At 60.3% G+C, this 14,900-nt stretch carries 19 protein-coding genes; 7 read left to right on the top strand and 12 right to left on the bottom strand.

Translation table 11 applies throughout. The features are described from left to right. The first annotated feature begins 317 nt into the window (after positions 1–317). Together NKG99_RS22355 and NKG99_RS22350 are read left to right on the top strand one after the other, a co-directional pair. Complete coding sequence (locus NKG99_RS22355) at positions 318–560, top strand: type II toxin-antitoxin system Phd/YefM family antitoxin (RefSeq protein ID WP_352870784.1); 243 nt, start codon at positions 318–320, stop codon at positions 558–560. Next, complete coding sequence (locus tag NKG99_RS22350) at positions 560–985, top strand: type II toxin-antitoxin system VapC family toxin (protein WP_352870783.1); 426 nt, start codon at positions 560–562, stop codon at positions 983–985. Before NKG99_RS22355 ends, NKG99_RS22350 begins: the two co-directional genes overlap by 1 nt. A gap of 380 nt (positions 986–1,365) precedes the next feature. On the opposite strand, the gene NKG99_RS22345 is transcribed toward NKG99_RS22350, so the two are convergent. Both NKG99_RS22345 and NKG99_RS22340 read right to left on the bottom strand, forming a co-directional pair. Beyond that, complete coding sequence (locus NKG99_RS22345; protein ID WP_352870782.1) at positions 1,366–1,695, bottom strand: hypothetical protein; 330 nt, start codon at positions 1,693–1,695, stop codon at positions 1,366–1,368. 101 nt (positions 1,696–1,796) lie between these two features. Then, positions 1,797–1,973 (bottom strand): hypothetical protein, encoded by a 177-nt coding sequence (locus tag NKG99_RS22340; protein WP_352870781.1) that lies wholly within the window; start codon positions 1,971–1,973, stop codon positions 1,797–1,799. Between the two features lie 4 nt (positions 1,974–1,977). Between NKG99_RS22340 and NKG99_RS22335 the strand changes: the two genes are divergently transcribed. The 3 genes from NKG99_RS22335 (at position 1,978) to NKG99_RS22325 (ending at position 3,072) form a co-directional block, all read left to right on the top strand. Then, complete coding sequence (locus tag NKG99_RS22335) at positions 1,978–2,187, top strand: DUF3102 domain-containing protein (protein ID WP_352870831.1); 210 nt, start codon at positions 1,978–1,980, stop codon at positions 2,185–2,187. Between the two features lie 466 nt (positions 2,188–2,653). Next, a complete protein-coding gene (locus NKG99_RS22330; RefSeq protein ID WP_352870780.1) occupies positions 2,654–2,920 on the top strand; it encodes an ATP-dependent DNA ligase in 267 nt (88 codons plus the stop codon). Continuing rightward, positions 2,917–3,072, top strand: coding sequence for a hypothetical protein (locus tag NKG99_RS22325; protein WP_352870779.1), 156 nt, complete (start codon positions 2,917–2,919; stop codon positions 3,070–3,072). Before NKG99_RS22330 ends, NKG99_RS22325 begins: the two co-directional genes overlap by 4 nt. A 70-nt stretch (positions 3,073–3,142) precedes the next feature. Here the strand turns inward: NKG99_RS22325 and NKG99_RS22320 are convergent, their stop codons facing one another. Together NKG99_RS22320 and NKG99_RS22315 are read right to left on the bottom strand one after the other, a co-directional pair. Then, complete coding sequence (locus NKG99_RS22320) at positions 3,143–3,376, bottom strand: polymerase (RefSeq protein WP_352870778.1); 234 nt, start codon at positions 3,374–3,376, stop codon at positions 3,143–3,145. An 82-nt stretch (positions 3,377–3,458) separates the two neighbouring features. Next, on the bottom strand, positions 3,459–3,758 hold the full coding sequence (locus NKG99_RS22315; protein WP_352870777.1) for a DUF1236 domain-containing protein: 300 nt from the start codon (positions 3,756–3,758) through the stop codon (positions 3,459–3,461). Positions 3,759–4,286: 528 nt separating this feature from the next. Here NKG99_RS22315 and NKG99_RS22310 point away from each other — a divergent pair. Further along, a complete protein-coding gene (locus NKG99_RS22310; protein WP_352870776.1) occupies positions 4,287–4,643 on the top strand; it encodes a low affinity iron permease family protein in 357 nt (118 codons plus the stop codon). A 646-nt stretch (positions 4,644–5,289) separates the two neighbouring features. Then, on the top strand, positions 5,290–6,102 hold the full coding sequence (locus tag NKG99_RS22305) for an SIR2 family NAD-dependent protein deacylase (protein ID WP_352870775.1): 813 nt from the start codon (positions 5,290–5,292) through the stop codon (positions 6,100–6,102). Positions 6,103–6,846: 744 nt separating this feature from the next. Here the strand turns inward: NKG99_RS22305 and NKG99_RS22300 are convergent. The 8 genes from NKG99_RS22300 to NKG99_RS22265 form a co-directional block, all read right to left on the bottom strand. Next, positions 6,847–7,356 carry a ferritin-like domain-containing protein gene (locus NKG99_RS22300; protein WP_352870774.1) on the bottom strand — a complete coding sequence of 170 codons (510 nt, stop codon included), beginning with the start codon at positions 7,354–7,356 and terminating at the stop codon, positions 6,847–6,849. A gap of 4 nt (positions 7,357–7,360) precedes the next feature. Then, positions 7,361–7,606, bottom strand: a complete 246-nt coding sequence (locus NKG99_RS22295; RefSeq protein ID WP_352870773.1) for a hypothetical protein — start codon at positions 7,604–7,606, stop codon at positions 7,361–7,363. Between the two features lie 641 nt (positions 7,607–8,247). Beyond that, positions 8,248–9,219: an amino acid ABC transporter permease gene (locus NKG99_RS22290; protein ID WP_352870772.1), complete on the bottom strand. Its 972-nt coding sequence runs from the start codon at positions 9,217–9,219 to the stop codon at positions 8,248–8,250. 19 nt (positions 9,220–9,238) lie between these two features. Then, positions 9,239–10,519, bottom strand: coding sequence for an NAD(P)/FAD-dependent oxidoreductase (locus tag NKG99_RS22285; RefSeq protein ID WP_352870771.1), 1,281 nt, complete (start codon positions 10,517–10,519; stop codon positions 9,239–9,241). Positions 10,520–10,630: 111 nt separating this feature from the next. Further along, positions 10,631–11,458, bottom strand: coding sequence for a transporter substrate-binding domain-containing protein (locus NKG99_RS22280; protein WP_352870770.1), 828 nt, complete (start codon positions 11,456–11,458; stop codon positions 10,631–10,633). 307 nt (positions 11,459–11,765) lie between these two features. After that, the gene (locus NKG99_RS22275) at positions 11,766–13,184 is read right to left on the bottom strand and encodes an NAD(P)/FAD-dependent oxidoreductase (RefSeq protein WP_352870769.1); all 1,419 of its coding nucleotides are present in this window, start codon (positions 13,182–13,184) and stop codon (positions 11,766–11,768) included. Further along, positions 13,181–14,044 (bottom strand): PfkB family carbohydrate kinase, encoded by an 864-nt coding sequence (locus NKG99_RS22270; protein ID WP_352870768.1) that lies wholly within the window; start codon positions 14,042–14,044, stop codon positions 13,181–13,183. Before NKG99_RS22270 ends, NKG99_RS22275 begins: the two co-directional genes overlap by 4 nt. Beyond that, positions 14,041–14,895, bottom strand: coding sequence for a sugar phosphate isomerase/epimerase family protein (locus NKG99_RS22265; RefSeq protein WP_352870767.1), 855 nt, complete (start codon positions 14,893–14,895; stop codon positions 14,041–14,043). Before NKG99_RS22265 ends, NKG99_RS22270 begins: the two co-directional genes overlap by 4 nt. Between the last annotated feature and the right edge of the window lie 5 nt (positions 14,896–14,900).

Raw genomic sequence — 14,900 nt, 5'->3', positions numbered from 1 at the left:
ACGACAACGATGAGACCGATAAGATAGATGACACTGTTCATGGCACGTTCCTCCGTGCCTACCCAACTTCGAGGAGCCTGCGATGTTCCTTAGGTGAAAACATTTTTTGATCAGGCTGAAAACGGAGAGCTACGTGATGCACGCAACAATCAAGAACAAGCTGAACTGCCCTCTATGCATTGTCGCTCGATACAAACCGGGTGCGCCCGAGTCCACGGAAGCGGCAAGCCAACCCAGCCGCTTGCGCGCCGGGAGTTCGCTCTGGAATTCTTAAGTTGAACACGCTATATGACCACCTACATGGTCAGGAGAATGTCATGGATGTGATCAATCTGGCAGAAGCCAAGGCCCATCTGAGCGAGTTGGTCGACCGGGTCGAGGCAGGCCATTCAATCGACATCACTCGGCGCGGCAAGCCGGTTGCTCGGCTCACCGCCGTTTCCAATCCTCGCAAACCAATCGACGCTGCCCTGCTCCGGTCTCTGACGGCGATTGTGCCGCCGCAGACTGAAAGCGCTGCTGATCTGGTGCGCGCGATGCGGGACGGCGACCGCTACTGATGCTTTATCTCGACACGTCGCTGATCGTCGCGGCGCTCTCCAATGAAGCGATGACGCCGCGCGTCCAGACTTGGCTGGCGGAGCAGGATGCGGCGCAGCTTCTGATCAGCGACTGGACCCTCACCGAGATGTCTTCGGCCATGGCGATAAAGCTGCGGACCAGCCAGATCAGCCTGGAACAGCGCGCTGGGGCGCTCGCCATGTTCAACAAGCTAGTCATCGAGAGCTTCACCGTGCTCGGCGTGACGGGCGAGCAATTCCGGACCGCAGCGAAGTTTGCCGATCAGCATATGCTTGGGCTTCGGGCCGGCGATGCGCTGCATCTCGCCATTGCATCGGAGCATGGCGCCACGGTGCACACGCTCGACCCGCGGCTCGGCGAGGCCGGGCCGGCGCTCGGCGTGCCGACACAGTTGCTGACATGAAGCGGGCCCTCTCCCACTCCGCAATTGTCTAAGGCATCCATGGCCGGTGACTGGACCGACGAGCAGAATGACGAGATCGTCGCCGATTATCTCGCGATGCCGGGAGCGGAATGGCAGCTTCGGAGAGCGATTTTATTGACGAATTTCAGCTGTTGGGGAATCCCATGCTTTCTCAGACCATCTAGCGATCAACTGATATTGGCCAGGCGATAAGCGCGTCCAAGCCAACGGGATCGTCGCCGCGCCGTTCTTTTCAATGCATGTATTGCCCGCCATAAACTCAATGATCTGTCCATCGACGTAACGGCTCAACGCGTCCGAGGCGAGGATGAGATGGCCTAAAGCGTATCGCAGCATACGCGTGAACCTCTACGTTCGCATCATCGTGAGAGACGGCGATCACATTCATCCTGGCTGACGTGGGTGATCACGATCTCGCCGATCGCTACCTTGAAATCCGATGACTTGCCTATAAGCCGCGACTTATGCAATATCCGCCACGTGCTCCCAACCGAGGCGCGGCATGCTGGCACGAACAGACCCCTTCCTCGCGATATCCCCTCCGGCATGGTCGTCGACCCCTCGCGTGAAAGCGGCTGTGCCAGGAATTCAATGTCCGGATTGTCAGCAAATTGGCCTACCCGCTTCCAGGAGAGACCCGAGCCGTCGCCACGATCCGGCGGATCATCGATCGCCACGGCGTCGAGCATGCGCGCCTATGTGCATCCTGGCTGAAGGGCGGGGCAACAACGCCCTGATAGACGAAACCTCGCTTGTGGCCATCTCTGACCTGCTGCGCGCCTGTCCCGACCTAGTCGAGCAACACACCACGGCGCTGCTCGATATGTTCGATCTCATCCCGCTCGGGCCAATGCCAATGATGGCGCTTGCCAACGAGCTCCGCGGCATCGTTCACCAGGGCCATGCGCTCGCGGGCATGATTTACATGCTGGCGCGGCAGCGGCAGGTCGGCGCCCCACGTCGACAAGCGCATCCGAGCGAGCGAGGCCGCAAAGGGTCGATCAACTGGTGCTCGGCTCTCCGAAGATCGCAAGCTGGCGATCGGGCGCCAGTCGCTGGAGGCAAAGGCATCATTGCCGCATGGTCATTTCGGGCCTTGGCTGGACAAGCAGGAAGGTCTTTCCCGCGGTATGGCGCATCAGTGTATGGCACTGGCGAGGGCAAGACAGGGCGATTGTTGACGCGCTTCGAGCAAACGACACACGCAGTCACTTCTTGCAATCTGGAAGCTTCTTCAAGGCATCGTTCGCTTCCGCCTCGGTGGACGCGCGGCACGCGTTGGCGGCGTAGGATGGCGGCCGGCGGAAACGCGCGCTGGTGATCTTCCCTGTGTCGGCCCACTATTTCGTACTGGGGGAAGGCGGTTTCACCATAACGCGCAATTGCATCTGATCGATAGTTGCGACGATGGCATCCGCCAGCGCTTCCGCCTCATGGATCAGTTCCGGACCGTAGAGACCGTGGATCATCTCTCGATGGGCAGCACGCCGGGCGGGCAGTGTTCCTCGATAGTGCGCCGGATCAGCACCAGCGCTGCCCGGCATTCGTCGGCTTCGATCTTCATAACTCTTCAAACATGCAATTCGTCTAAAATGTTCCGGAACTATTGGCGCAGGCTAATTGAATCGAGGGTTTTGCGAGTCTGGCATGCGTTTAAAGTTCGTCGAGCCGTTGATGCCGACCCTGGTGAAGAAACCTCCGGAGGGAGACGGCTGGATTCACGAGGTCAAGTTCGACGGCTACCGATCGCAGCTCATCATCGACGAAGACGGCACCAGGATCTATACGCGCAACGGCCACCACTGGACGGCGAAATATTGCGACCTGAAAGAGGCCAAGAGCCTCGGCGCCGAGAACTCCATTGTCGACGGCGAAATCATCGTCTTGAACGAAGCAGGCCTCAGGGAAGAATGAGCAAGCGCAGCAGTGACTTTCTCTATCATTGGATATCGGACCATTTACAGGACGATCCGATCATCGACCCGGTGCTGCTGGTAATCGATATGACTGTGGACGCGAAACGGGCGGCGGAAACCCAAGGCATTCCCGGCCAAGAGATTGATTAGGAAATTGGCGTAGTCGTCGACGCTATCATGCAGGGGTTGCGCTAGCTGAAACGCCAGTCTGTGCCTGCCGCTATTGCAGTTCGGGTCGCGGCAGCGCCAGCTTGACATCAAAAGTCTCTGGCAAATTGGGATGCGTGTCGATCTCCACTGAGGTCGTTGTCATGGCATCAACCGGCATAAGGATGACCATCCGGGCTTTAGTCTCGGGCCAAAGCGGTCGGCCGAATAGTAACAACGCGATCGCCAGCAGCCACACAACCAGAGCGGCGGTCAAGGCATTCGCGATGATCTGGCCTAACTTCATGTTGTTCTTCGGTGTGGTGCCCGCCGAGCCTCAGCTGGCAGCCCGCCGCCACATAGGCGACGGGCTTCAGCCGAAAGGTTGGTCAGTCATAGACCTTGATAATCTTGCGAGTGCCTGGATCCACCAGAACTGTCCGGTTGTCGATCACGACATAGCGGTATTTGACGTCGGGCACTTCATGCAGCTCGACGGTGTCGGGCAGCGCTGTGCCGATATTGAGTTCCACGCCGGGAACCTTCACCGATGCCAAAGGCTGTTTCTTCACATACTCATGGATGACCGTGTCCTGCTCAGGCGTGATGATCACGTCCTGAGCCGCGACCGCGCCGACACCAGCGAAGAGCAACAACGCCGCAGCGGCGCTCGTAAGATGCATTCTCATGATTTTCTCCTCTTGCGGCCGGCGACCACGACATCGTCCAACGCCGACCTCCAAACCGAACTTGGGGCAACGTCAAACGTTCCCGGGTTGAGGCTTCGGTCGGGCAGAGGGTAAGACTTAAGTCCGAGCGTAAAACGCAATGGTCCTACCCATGATGTGGTGTGGAACAGCTTGCTTCCAAGGTTATTGTTTCTCGGAAAGTTCGGAGAAATCAGATGGATAGAAGTGTTGGTGAGGCGCGCTGGTTGCTCGCACCGCTATTTGGGACCGTCACCTTTTTCTCGCGATCGCTGGCTGACAATCTTGTAGATCGGCACAGCTACGTTCCTTCCTGCGCTAATAAGGGTTCGCTCGCTTCTGCCGAGAGGCGTGCGAACCCTCTATCTTCAACGATGCGTATGAGGCGACCCTAATGTTAAGCGACAAAGAAACCCGGTTTCTAGAGGCGGGCATGCTCCTGGCAGTGCCTTTCTGCGTGGCGGTCACGGCGCTATCTTCGCCTTGGCCTTTTGGCGGACAATGGTTGGAATGAATCGCTTCCTTTTCGTCGCGGCCGACTTTCTTTCCCGGCCCCCCGGGTTCTATGTGATGCTCATAGCCATGGTGCTTTGCACAGCGCTGGTACCTTTTGGCCTGACAAATACGGTTACGTATGGCCTGTCGGTCGCGGCCATCGTGATTACTGGTGTTGTCCTGATACAGGGCTATCGCGACACCGCCGCCATCCACGCCAAACTCGATGAGATCATCGTTGCACTTGAGGAAACCAGAAACGATGTTGTCGGGCTGGAGCATGCCGACCCGGAGGAGATCAGGGAAAAGGTTGTGAAGCTCGAAGAAGAAGCAGCGCAAGCATCTGGCCCATTCCAATCAGCTATTAGCTAAGCACGAGCTTTCGGAAGCAATAGGAGACAGATCATGAATAATATCATTTGGCTCGTTGGAGCGGTGGTCGTCGTATTATTGATACTGAGCTTTTTTGGCCTTCGGTAAGCCTACGTCGCGTCATCAACGTGCGCGGCCGGCCAAGAGGAGGGGGGCGAAAAGCCCAGCGAATTGTCCGGTGCCGAGAAGCCGCTCATGCGGGCACCAGTCAGCATCTTCGGTGCCTCTTCTTTGGTGAGGCGCACTTGTGCGCAAAACCGCTTGCCTCGATCGCCCTTTCCCGATCCGCCTGAGACTCCGTGCGTTGCTTGGCCTTTTTGCCCATCGATCTACCTATCGGTCTGCTGACGAGACCGAACAGTCGGATTGCTAGTGGTTCCCAGCTGCGCGAGAGCGCGCAGGAACAATGTCAGCGAGCCCAATATCGGCGTCATCCCAGCTGACATATGGCCGCGGCAACAGCCCGAGCCGGCAGGATGTCGACGCGAACGCTCTCCAACGCTTGAGGTTGGTGAAAACGCTATCCGGCTGAAAAATTCTATTCTTCGCGTCCTTTGCGGCTTCGGTCCGGGCGAGCGACTGCGGACTTGCCTGTGGTCGCGGAAGCAATCGTTGGAACAGAAGAGGCATTCGCCAGTTTGCTGGCATGGAGTCGGTGTTCGAACAAATTGCGGGATCACTGAAGGAGCGGAGAGCCATGCTGTTTGTTGGCGCCGGAGTGTCGATGAGCGTCGGCTTGCCACCATGGAGAAAACTCATCGAGCACATGGCAAATGAGCTTGGCCTGGATGAGCAGATGGTCGGTATGCCTGACGCCAGCTATCAGGCCCTTGCCGAGTACTACCGCCTTAAGCACGGCAGTATAGGGTCCCTGCGAAGCTGGATGGACCGGGAGTGGAGTGTTTCTCGGGAAAAGGTGAGGCGATCGGAGATCCACAAACTCATCGTGTTGCTCGACTTCCCGATTATCTACACCACCAACTACGACCGGAACCTGGAAGCGGCTTTCGAGATACATGGCCGCCCATTCGTCAAAATAGCCAATGCGAAGGACATCGCCAAAGCCGGCGGCGACCTTACCCAGATCGTCAAATACCATGGCGATTTTGATGACGATACTTCGCTAGTGTTGGCCGAGACGGACTATTTTGACCGGCTTTCCTTCGATTCCCCGCTGGATGTGAAGTTCCGGGCCGATGCGCTGGGGCGCACCATCCTGTTCATCGGTTACAGCATGTCCGATATGAACATCCGTCTACTGCTGCATCGTCTGTGGCAGACTTGGCGCCTGTCCGGTTACGAGCGAGACCGTCCAAAGTCATTCGTGTTCATGCCGGCCCCGAACGTGGTTCAGGAAGCGGTTCTCGGGCGCTGGGGTCTCAACGTCGTGGCTGGGGACGATAAGAATCCGCAGCAGAGCTTGGTAGCTTTCCTCAGCAAGATCGCCGAAGCGAAATGAGGGAGGTCTGGAGTATGCCGCAGGCGTCCATGGATGCGTTCCGGTCCATGGGGCGTGTCCGCCTCAAATCGGACTTTCGTAGGCTCAGGGCTGCCGATAAGATGCGACGTCTTCAACGGTGGCTGGATGCCGCACATATCTCTCGACTGGGGGAATCGGCGGATTATCGAAACTGCTCTGCAAGGAACCGTGCCGACGCGGTCAAAATGTCCATGTGAGGACGATTGCGGCTGGCCGCGCGCCGTTGCCGAAGCGCCTTTCCGCGACATCTGCGAGTGCTTAGCGAGATCGGCAACCTCGTGTCGGACGGCACCCCTCTTGCGGGCGCCGCCGTCGGGCACGCCGGAGAAGACGACGTTCGTGATGGCGGGTCGGAGCTACCAGAGATAGGGCGCGATACTCGATGCACTGCGCCGCGGTCCTCGACCCTGGCTCGATCACGCGGGGAAAGTGGGGTGATGTGGTCCTTGACGTCCTGTTGGCTTCCCGCAACAGCCGCCCGATTACATCGCCGGCGAGGGCGGATCCGCGACCGGCTTGCTTTTCCATCGCAGCAACAGAACCCGAAGCGACCTTCACGTTCGGACCACGCGGATCCTTGCCGAAGCCTGTTTTCGAGCGACTCTGTTTCAGAGCTCAAGGTGTCCTTCCGGTACGACGCCCTGGGTTTGCAAGCGGACTGAGCCGGGGTATCCCGTGGGATGGGCCGGCTACGGCGGCCAAGTAGCGAGCAAGCCCTGACGGCTAGCGCTTGGCGCTCTCGCTTTCCGTATCGGCCCGCGCAAGGAACTGCTCGGCCGTAGACGGGAGATGATCTTTCAACCAGTCCGCCATCGCGACCTCTTCTCGCAGGTTCTCCTCGCATACGCGTGCGACCTCGGCCTCACCCAGCGATCGAGCGGCGGCGATGAGAATTGTATAGGAGGCAATCTCCATGTGCTCGAACGTGTAGCTCGCAAGCGATCCTTTCATGACCTCGTCGCCAGCGAAGATGCCGCTCAGCGACTGCACCATAGCCGTTAGCTTGCCGCCGGCATCCTTCAGCGCGGAGGACCCTTGCCCGATGCGGTCGAGGCAGGTCTTGAGCCGAGCGGCCTGCTGCACCGTCTCGTCGAGGTGCTGCCGGATTCGGCTGCTGAGCTCAGGATAATTTTCGATACGGCTCAACTGCCCGTTGAGCATAGTCTGGGCTTGCTCCTCCATGGCATGAGCATCCCTGAGCCACTGCACAAACCATTCGCGCGATTCTGACATTTCGTTACTCCTTGCTGGCCGATCCAAACTTGCAAAAGGACGTATTGTTCCAACGCCGGATCATGGAAAAGCCATCGGGGTTGCCCGCCACCAGCCCAGCCTGGCGGGCCAGCTTGGCCATCAACCAGACACGATCTTCATGCTCGAGAACCATGACGATCCCGTCCGCGGGGGTGCTCGCTCGCCAAGACTCGATCTGGCTGTCGAGCACGCGCTGCGGTTCCGATACCCTGCTCGGATAGATTTTCATGCTGCCGCCGGACGAACAAACCATAGACTTACCTAAGCCCCGGCAGGTGCCTTTGCCGACCCCGTTAGTGGTGAAAAACGAATCGAACGCTCTGGCCGACACCTGCCTCGGTACGTCATCGGTTAATGACACGTGATGCGCAGCGCCGCATAAAACGCGAGGTCAGCGGGCAGCTGCGGGAATTGGGCTATTCCGTGCTGGAAATCCAAAGTCCGCGCGACCGCTGGCGGCCCTCAGGCGAGCCACTGATATACTCGGTGACCGTGTGCATGCTGGCTGCATCCTGGACGCCCCTACGTTATCGACTGGAACGGTTTGCTGCTAGCGCCGCTCGAGCAGCACCGACACTGCCCCGCATGTCGGCCGCCTCGGTGATGCTGCCGGTACCGCCGGTTCAGGCGCCTCCCCTCGGCGATTGAACCTTGTTGCTGCTCAGATGGCCCTGGTGGCCCGACGTGTCGGTCACGCTCTCGAACACCCGTAATAGGCGCGTCGACATGGACGCGGAACTCCCACGACGAAGCGGCCGAGCCCGTGAGGACCGAGTTGAGACCGTCCTGGTCAAGCAGCTTCAGCGGTACTCATTCGACCTGAAGCGGTGCGCTGCAACTCGTCTTGGCGAAAATCACGGAGGATGACGATCAGCGCTTGAGTGAGCGCCCGAACCGATCCTCGATCCGCGACTGCAGGAACTCGAGCCCCATCGAGAGCAGCCAATATATCATCGAGGCGGTGATGAGCATCTCGATGTGGCGGAACTCCGTCTGGCCCTGCGTGCGCGCGAGATACATGATCTCCCAGACCCCGACCACCGAGACCAGCGAAGAATCCTTCAACATCGCAATGAACTGGTTGCCAGTCGGCGGCACGATGACGCGCATCGCCTGCGGCAGGATGACCAGGAACATCGTCTGGTTAGCGCTAAGGCCGAGTGCCGTAGCACCCTCGGTCTGACCGCGCGAGATGCTTTCGATGCCGGCACGGAAGATCTCGGTCATGTACGCGCCGTAGCAGAGCGACAGCGCCATGATGCCAGCCGGCACGGCGCCTATCACGTAGCCAATCTGCGGCAGGCCGAGATAGATAATGTAGATCTGCATCAGCAGCGGCAAGCCACGAAACAGAGAGGTATAGAAGGTCGCCAAGCCATAGACCACGCCGTTGCGGGAAAGTTTGGCGATGGCGCCAACGAAGGCGATGAGGGTGGCGATGGCGATCGAAATGGCCGAAATGTAGAGAGTCGTCACGACGCCCTTCGAGACAAGGAAGCCGATCTTCTTGGCGATGAATGCGAAGGACAGGTCGAAGGAATAGAAAAACAGCATTAACAACACGAACAGCTCTATCCAGACCGACACAATCTGCGGTTTGCGGCTGAGATACCGCAGCGCGTTCCAGTTCGCCGCCACGATCAGTGCGATCAGCACCGCTGAGACCGCCCGCCCGATCTCAGGGTTGGCGGCGAGCCACTCGACTGACCCCGGAACAAGCTTGCCAAGCCAACTGGCTTTGATGCCGAACCCATACAGGCCGGCGGAGATGGCGGCGAGCACGAAGAACACGCCAAGCCGGCGCGCCGCGTCCGGGTGAGTAAGCAATAGTCGGCCGATCACGTCCTTTATCTCCCTGTGGTCAGCGGGCGCGCTCGCGCCACCAATCCTGGACCTGCAGCTTCCAGTAGGTAAGTTGCGCGACCGCAAGTCCAGCCGGCCCGCCCGCCCAGGCAAGCCCGAATGGTGCGAACAGCCGGTAGCGGTCCGATTCTCCGAGTATGGCTTCGGCGATCAGTTTGCCGGCGATCGCCGTGGTGTTGATGCCATGGCCGCCAAAAGCCGTGAGGTACCAGACGCCCGGCTGCAACACGCCGATTTGGGGCATCAGGTGGCGGGCATAAGACATGAGCCCGGACCAAGCGAGTTCGGCCTTGAGCTGTTCGAGTTGCGGATAGGTGGCGACCATCTCAAGGCGCAATTGCCTCGCCAACACGCCCGGCGAGGCTGCCCGCGTCGTGATGCGTCCACCCCAGAGCAGCCGTCTGCCGTCTTCGACAATGCGGTAGTAATCGCCAGCGCGACGGTTGTCGCCAACGGCGTCGGTTGTCGTAATCGCCTTGGCGATCAGATCAGGGGCTTCCTCGCTCACCATGACGTAAGTGGCGATCGGCAGGAACGCTCGCTTTAGCCGACCGACCAGTGGCCCCGTATAGCCGCCGGTGGCAAATACGGCTTGGCGGGCGCGCACGTCGCCGCCGTGGGTGCGAACGATCTTTTCCGCGCCGTCAAGGCTGGCTTCAACAGCCCCCGACCTCTCGTGGATTCTGCCACCCAGCCGTTCGATCTCGCTGGCAACGGCGCGCAGATAGTTGAGCGGATGCATGTGGAAGGCGCTGGGATCGCGCAATCCTTGATGATAGCGCTCGGAATGCAGCACCGCTCGCACCTGGTCGCGCTCGAGATAGTCGAGCCGATAGTTGAAATCGCGCGCCAGTTGCTCGGCATATGCCTTGAGTGCGGCGCCGCCATCGTGACGAAGCACGCCCAATATACCGGAGCGCGGCTCTGCCGCCTTGATGTCGAGATCACGGATCGTCTGCCGCACGAAATCGACGCCTTCGATGGACAGGCGGTGCAGTTTTTGCGCCGCGTCCACGCTTGCCATGGCGGCGATGTTATCGGTGCCGGTGGCGAAGCCGGGGTTAACGAAGCCGCCATTGCGACCCGAAGCGCCGAAGCCGATGCGCTGCGCCTCAAGCACGATCACCTGCCTGCCGGCGCGAGCCAGCTGCAACGCCGTCGTCAGGCCGGCCAGTCCGCCGCCGACAACGACTGTTTCGCACTCGGAAACGCCGCTTAGCGGCGGTCTGATGGTGTTGTCGGCAAGCGTGCGTTGGTAATAGGTGTCAGGATACGTCATAATCGGTGTGATGAGTGAAGTTTGCGGCTAGGCGGGGCGGCCGAAACAAACAGAACAGAGCGGGAGTTCAATTTAAATGTATCCCGCTCAAGCTTCGACCACGACGACTCCTCAGTCGGCGCTGTAATCCTTGCCGTACCACTTGGTGGTCAGCTTCGCGAGGGTGCCGTCCTTCTTCATCTCGTCGAGGATGCCGCCGATCTTGGCATTCCACTCGGCATCACCTTTTTCCGCGATCACAACCAGTGGCTCGCGGAAGGCATAGCCGCCCTCTAGGATACGCAACGGATAGCTGTTCTTTATCGCGTTCTGAGCTGTCTGTTCTGGTGCGATGAGCGCGTTGAGGCGCACGCCGTCGCCCAACCTCAAATCATCGAACGGCAGCATTGAGTCGGCGAAAGTCCTGATCTCACCTGGCTCCAGCTTGTATTCGATGGGGGGAAGCCCGGGAGCATCGATCTCGAGCTGTCGGCGGATGAAATCCTCCGACGTGGTGGCGGTCTCGACGCCGATGATCTTACCGTTCAGGTCGGCGACCGTTTTGGCCGGGCTGTCCTTGTGAACTACATAAACATAGGGGCTGTAATAATAGACGCCTTCGAAATCGATCACCTTGGCCCGCGCCTTGGTCGGCGTCACCGAGCCGACACCCAGATCGTAGCGCCCCTGCCAATGGCCGCCCGTCATCGTCGCCCAGTCCGGCGTGTCGAAACTGACCTCGACATCGAGGCGCCTTGCGATTTCCTTTGAGACGTCGATGTCGAAGCCGACCAACTGATTGCTGTCGTCGAGGAAACTCTGCGGCGGCCAGCCGCTGTTTGTGGCGACCACCATGGCCTTCTTCGAGGTTACCCTGTCCATGGTTTCACCCGCCGACGCCCCAGACGCGAACGCAAGCGTGGTAGTAGCCAAGGCCACCCACGCAATCAATTTCCTCATTTAATCCTCCCTCTTCATCCTCATTCAGACCAAAAGCGCACTCCCGTCGGGAAGGGCAATTTGAGATCGCGACATGAGATCGATCTCACATCGGATTAGGCACACATATCGACGAAGGGATCAAGCTTCTTTTTAGCGCTGGGAAAGAAACCCGGGCCCAGCTTTGTTTGCCGGCGCCACGCGCTGACGATCGGCGGCTACAGCCACGCATCGGCGGCTGCCGTGAAGGGTCGTGAGTTACATCAAGGGCAGATCGGCAACCCTATCCTCCTCGATGGCGTGACGGACAAGACGCTGTGGACGTTGCTTATTTCTTGCGGTGGCCTGGCTTCAGCCCGGCCAGCAGGTTGGTGATCCTGTCCGCCTTGCGGTCGCGGATCTCGGCATCGTTCTTGCGGCGGACCGCCCCGCGCACGAGCTTGGCGCCAAGGTAGCGGAATGGCTCCGGCGGCAGCGACATGCGCCGCTCGATGCCAACCAGGCCGCTGTCGCTCCAGCGATCCTTTCGCTCGAGCACCAGGCTGGCCAAAATGCGTCCGGCGATCGGCGTCTGCGCGATGCCGGTGCCGTTGAATCCCATGCCGTAGAAAATGTTGGGATGATCGCGCAGGTGGTCGAAGACGGGAACGTGTTCAGGCACGCAGTCGATTGGCCCCGACCAGTCATATTCGATCGCCACACCACGCAGCGACGGGTAGACCCGATGCAGCTCTCGCACATTGTCGCGGCCATGCTCCGGACCGCGGTTGAAGCTGGCGCCGAAATTCCCGCTGAAGGCGACGTTGCCGCTGCCACGGCCGAAGACGACCCTGCCACTGATGGTGCGCTGGTAGTAGAGCACCTGGGCCTGCGAATCGCAGATCGAGGCGCCGTTGCGCCAGCCAATGCTGTCGAGCAGTTCGGGGACGGCGGCGGTGGCAATCACCTCGCTGCCGACCACATAAAGATGTCGCCGCAGTTCAGGCAGCGCCGAGAGCCAGGCGTTGGCGGCAAGCACGATTTTCTCAGCCCGTACCGCGCCGTGCGCCGTGCGCACCGTGCATGTCCTGCCGGGCTCGATGTCGAGGACCGGGCTGCGCTCGTGGATGATGACCCCGCGGGCCAATGCCAGCTTGCGCAATCCGATGGCCAGCTTGGCGGGATGGACTGTGCCTGCATTGGTCTCGACGACGCCGACATAGGATGCCGATGAACCGGTGCGGCGTTCAATGTCCTCGGCCGTCAGCGGCTTGAAACGGTTCTCTCCAACCGCCGCCGTCATGGCAACGGCGTTCTCCCAGGCGCCCTCTTGCGCAATTGAACTCGCGGTCCACAGCCATCCGTCCAACCGCAGATCCATATCGATGATTCCGCTTTGCTGCAGCGCCTTCAGCTCCGCGATCGATTCCACCGTGTCGGCGCACAGCTGTCGCGCTTCGTCGAGGCCGACGACGGCACTGATCTGCTCGATTTCGGCGAACCAGGAATGGACTTGGCCCCCGTTGCGCCCTGAAGCTCCTGAACCGCATAGATCTGCCTCAAGCATGATGACCCGCGTCTCCGGCGCCAGTTCACGGATCCGCAGCGCCGTCCACAGACCGGTGTAGCCGCCACCGACGATCACCACGTCGGCGCGCTCATCGCCGTTCAACGGTTCGCTCGCGGTGTCGGCGCCGATGTCCTCGAGCCAAAACGACCGGTCGGACGGAAGCGCCACCGCAGGCCGCCGCAAACGAAGTTTGGTCACGCTCGGGCTCCCTGCGCGTGGGTAATGAAGCTGGCATATTTGGCCGGTAGCCAATCGGGTATGGGACGCGGTCTCTGGGGAAACCCGCCGAGATGGGTGCAGGTCTGCGCCGCGGCGACCGACGCCTTGTGCAATGCTTCCAGGGCGCCAAGGCCGCCGAAACGGAAGCCGGCGAGGAAAGTGGCAATAAAGCTGTCGCCGGCGCCACACGTATCCACGACATCGACAAGCGTCGCCGGCGCATGCACGACGTCGATGCCGTCGTCAAAGTAGGAGCCGCGTCGGCCGCAAGTCAAAACCACCTGCCGCGCACCGGCGGCGCGGAGCGCGGACAGCGACGGCTCGATCGGAATATCGTCGTCATCAGGGCCGGAAGCAAACAGCAACGGCACGCCATCGAGCGGCAGGACCAAGTGGGCCGTCGAGACGTCGATGCTGAACGGCACGTTGTCCACCACCAACCTGCGAACAAAGCCCTTGTTCGCATTGGTGCCGAGATGCACCCAATCGGCTGCGGCAATGATCGCATAGTGCTCCGGCGAGGGCATATAATCTTCACCAACCCCAAAGGATTCGTGCAGGAATTTCCGATCGCCAGCCTCGTCCCGAAGCAAGGTCACCGCAGTGTCGCCGAGGCGCTGTTCGACATCGCCGCGCGACAGGCCGACACCTGCCAGTTCGGCAAGAACCACCTCGCCTTCGGAATCCTGGCCGACGGCCCCGAAATAGCGTGCGCTCCAGCCATTGCGCCGCCATTGCGCGGCAACATTCAAGGCGTTGCCGCCAACAGTCATCAAGCCGTTTGTCAGATAGAGGTCTAGGCAATTGTCGCCGACAGCGACAAACTTCCTTGAGGTCATGCCAGCACCGTTGCGCGTTTCAGATAGGGCTCGATGGCGCTGAGACAGCGTGTCCAGGCCTTTACCGGGTCCAGCGCGTAGGAACCGTTGCCGAAGGGCTCGAAGGTGAGCTTTCCCGCATAGCCGAGGCGCGCCAGTTCGCTCACATAGTGGCTGAGCGGCAATGTCCCGTCCCCCCACACCAAATGCCCACCTGGAGTGCCGTCGATAAGATGGACATGCGCCAGCCGCGAGCCGAACAGGTCGACATAGCCGGCCACGGTGTCGCCGGCCGTGGCCGTGGCGACAGTGTCCAGCACGACATCGATGTTGTCAGCGCCCAGCTCGTCCAGCATTTGGCGCAGGCCCGCTGCATCATTGACGATGTTGCTCTCGAGCCGCTGCAAAGGTTCGAGCAGGCAGCGCACCCCGTTTCCGGCGGCATGCCGGGCGATATTGCCGATCGCGTCGGCCGCGCGGTCCCATGCCAGTTGCCGGGCGTGACTCTCATAGCCATGACCGGGCGTCAGGAAGAGATAGCGCGCACCGAGCAGGGCGCAGATGTCGGCTGCACGGCAAAACCGCTCGATGCTGTCTTGGCGCAGTGCCTCGTCGCCGGCGGCGATGTTGATTGGATACAACATCTGCTCAGGGGTAAAGCACCAAGCCGACAGCTCGTTGTCGGCGAGCACCCGGCGAACGGATTCGACACGCGCGTCCGTGGCATGGAACAGGTCTAGATGCTGGGCAATCCCCCACAGTTCGATCTCGCGCATGCCAAAGTCGCGGATCGTCCTGGCGACCTCATCGAACGGGAAGTGCTGAAAGCTGAAATTGGCTCCGATCAGCTGGTGAGCAGCGAGCTGCGGCATGAAGG

It is taken from the genome of Mesorhizobium sp. M1409, from assembly GCF_040317535.1.
Classification (GTDB): Bacteria; Pseudomonadota; Alphaproteobacteria; order Rhizobiales; family Rhizobiaceae; genus Mesorhizobium.
Note: the sequence above shows the minus strand (reverse complement) of the source record. Positions and strands in the feature narration are given on the sequence as shown.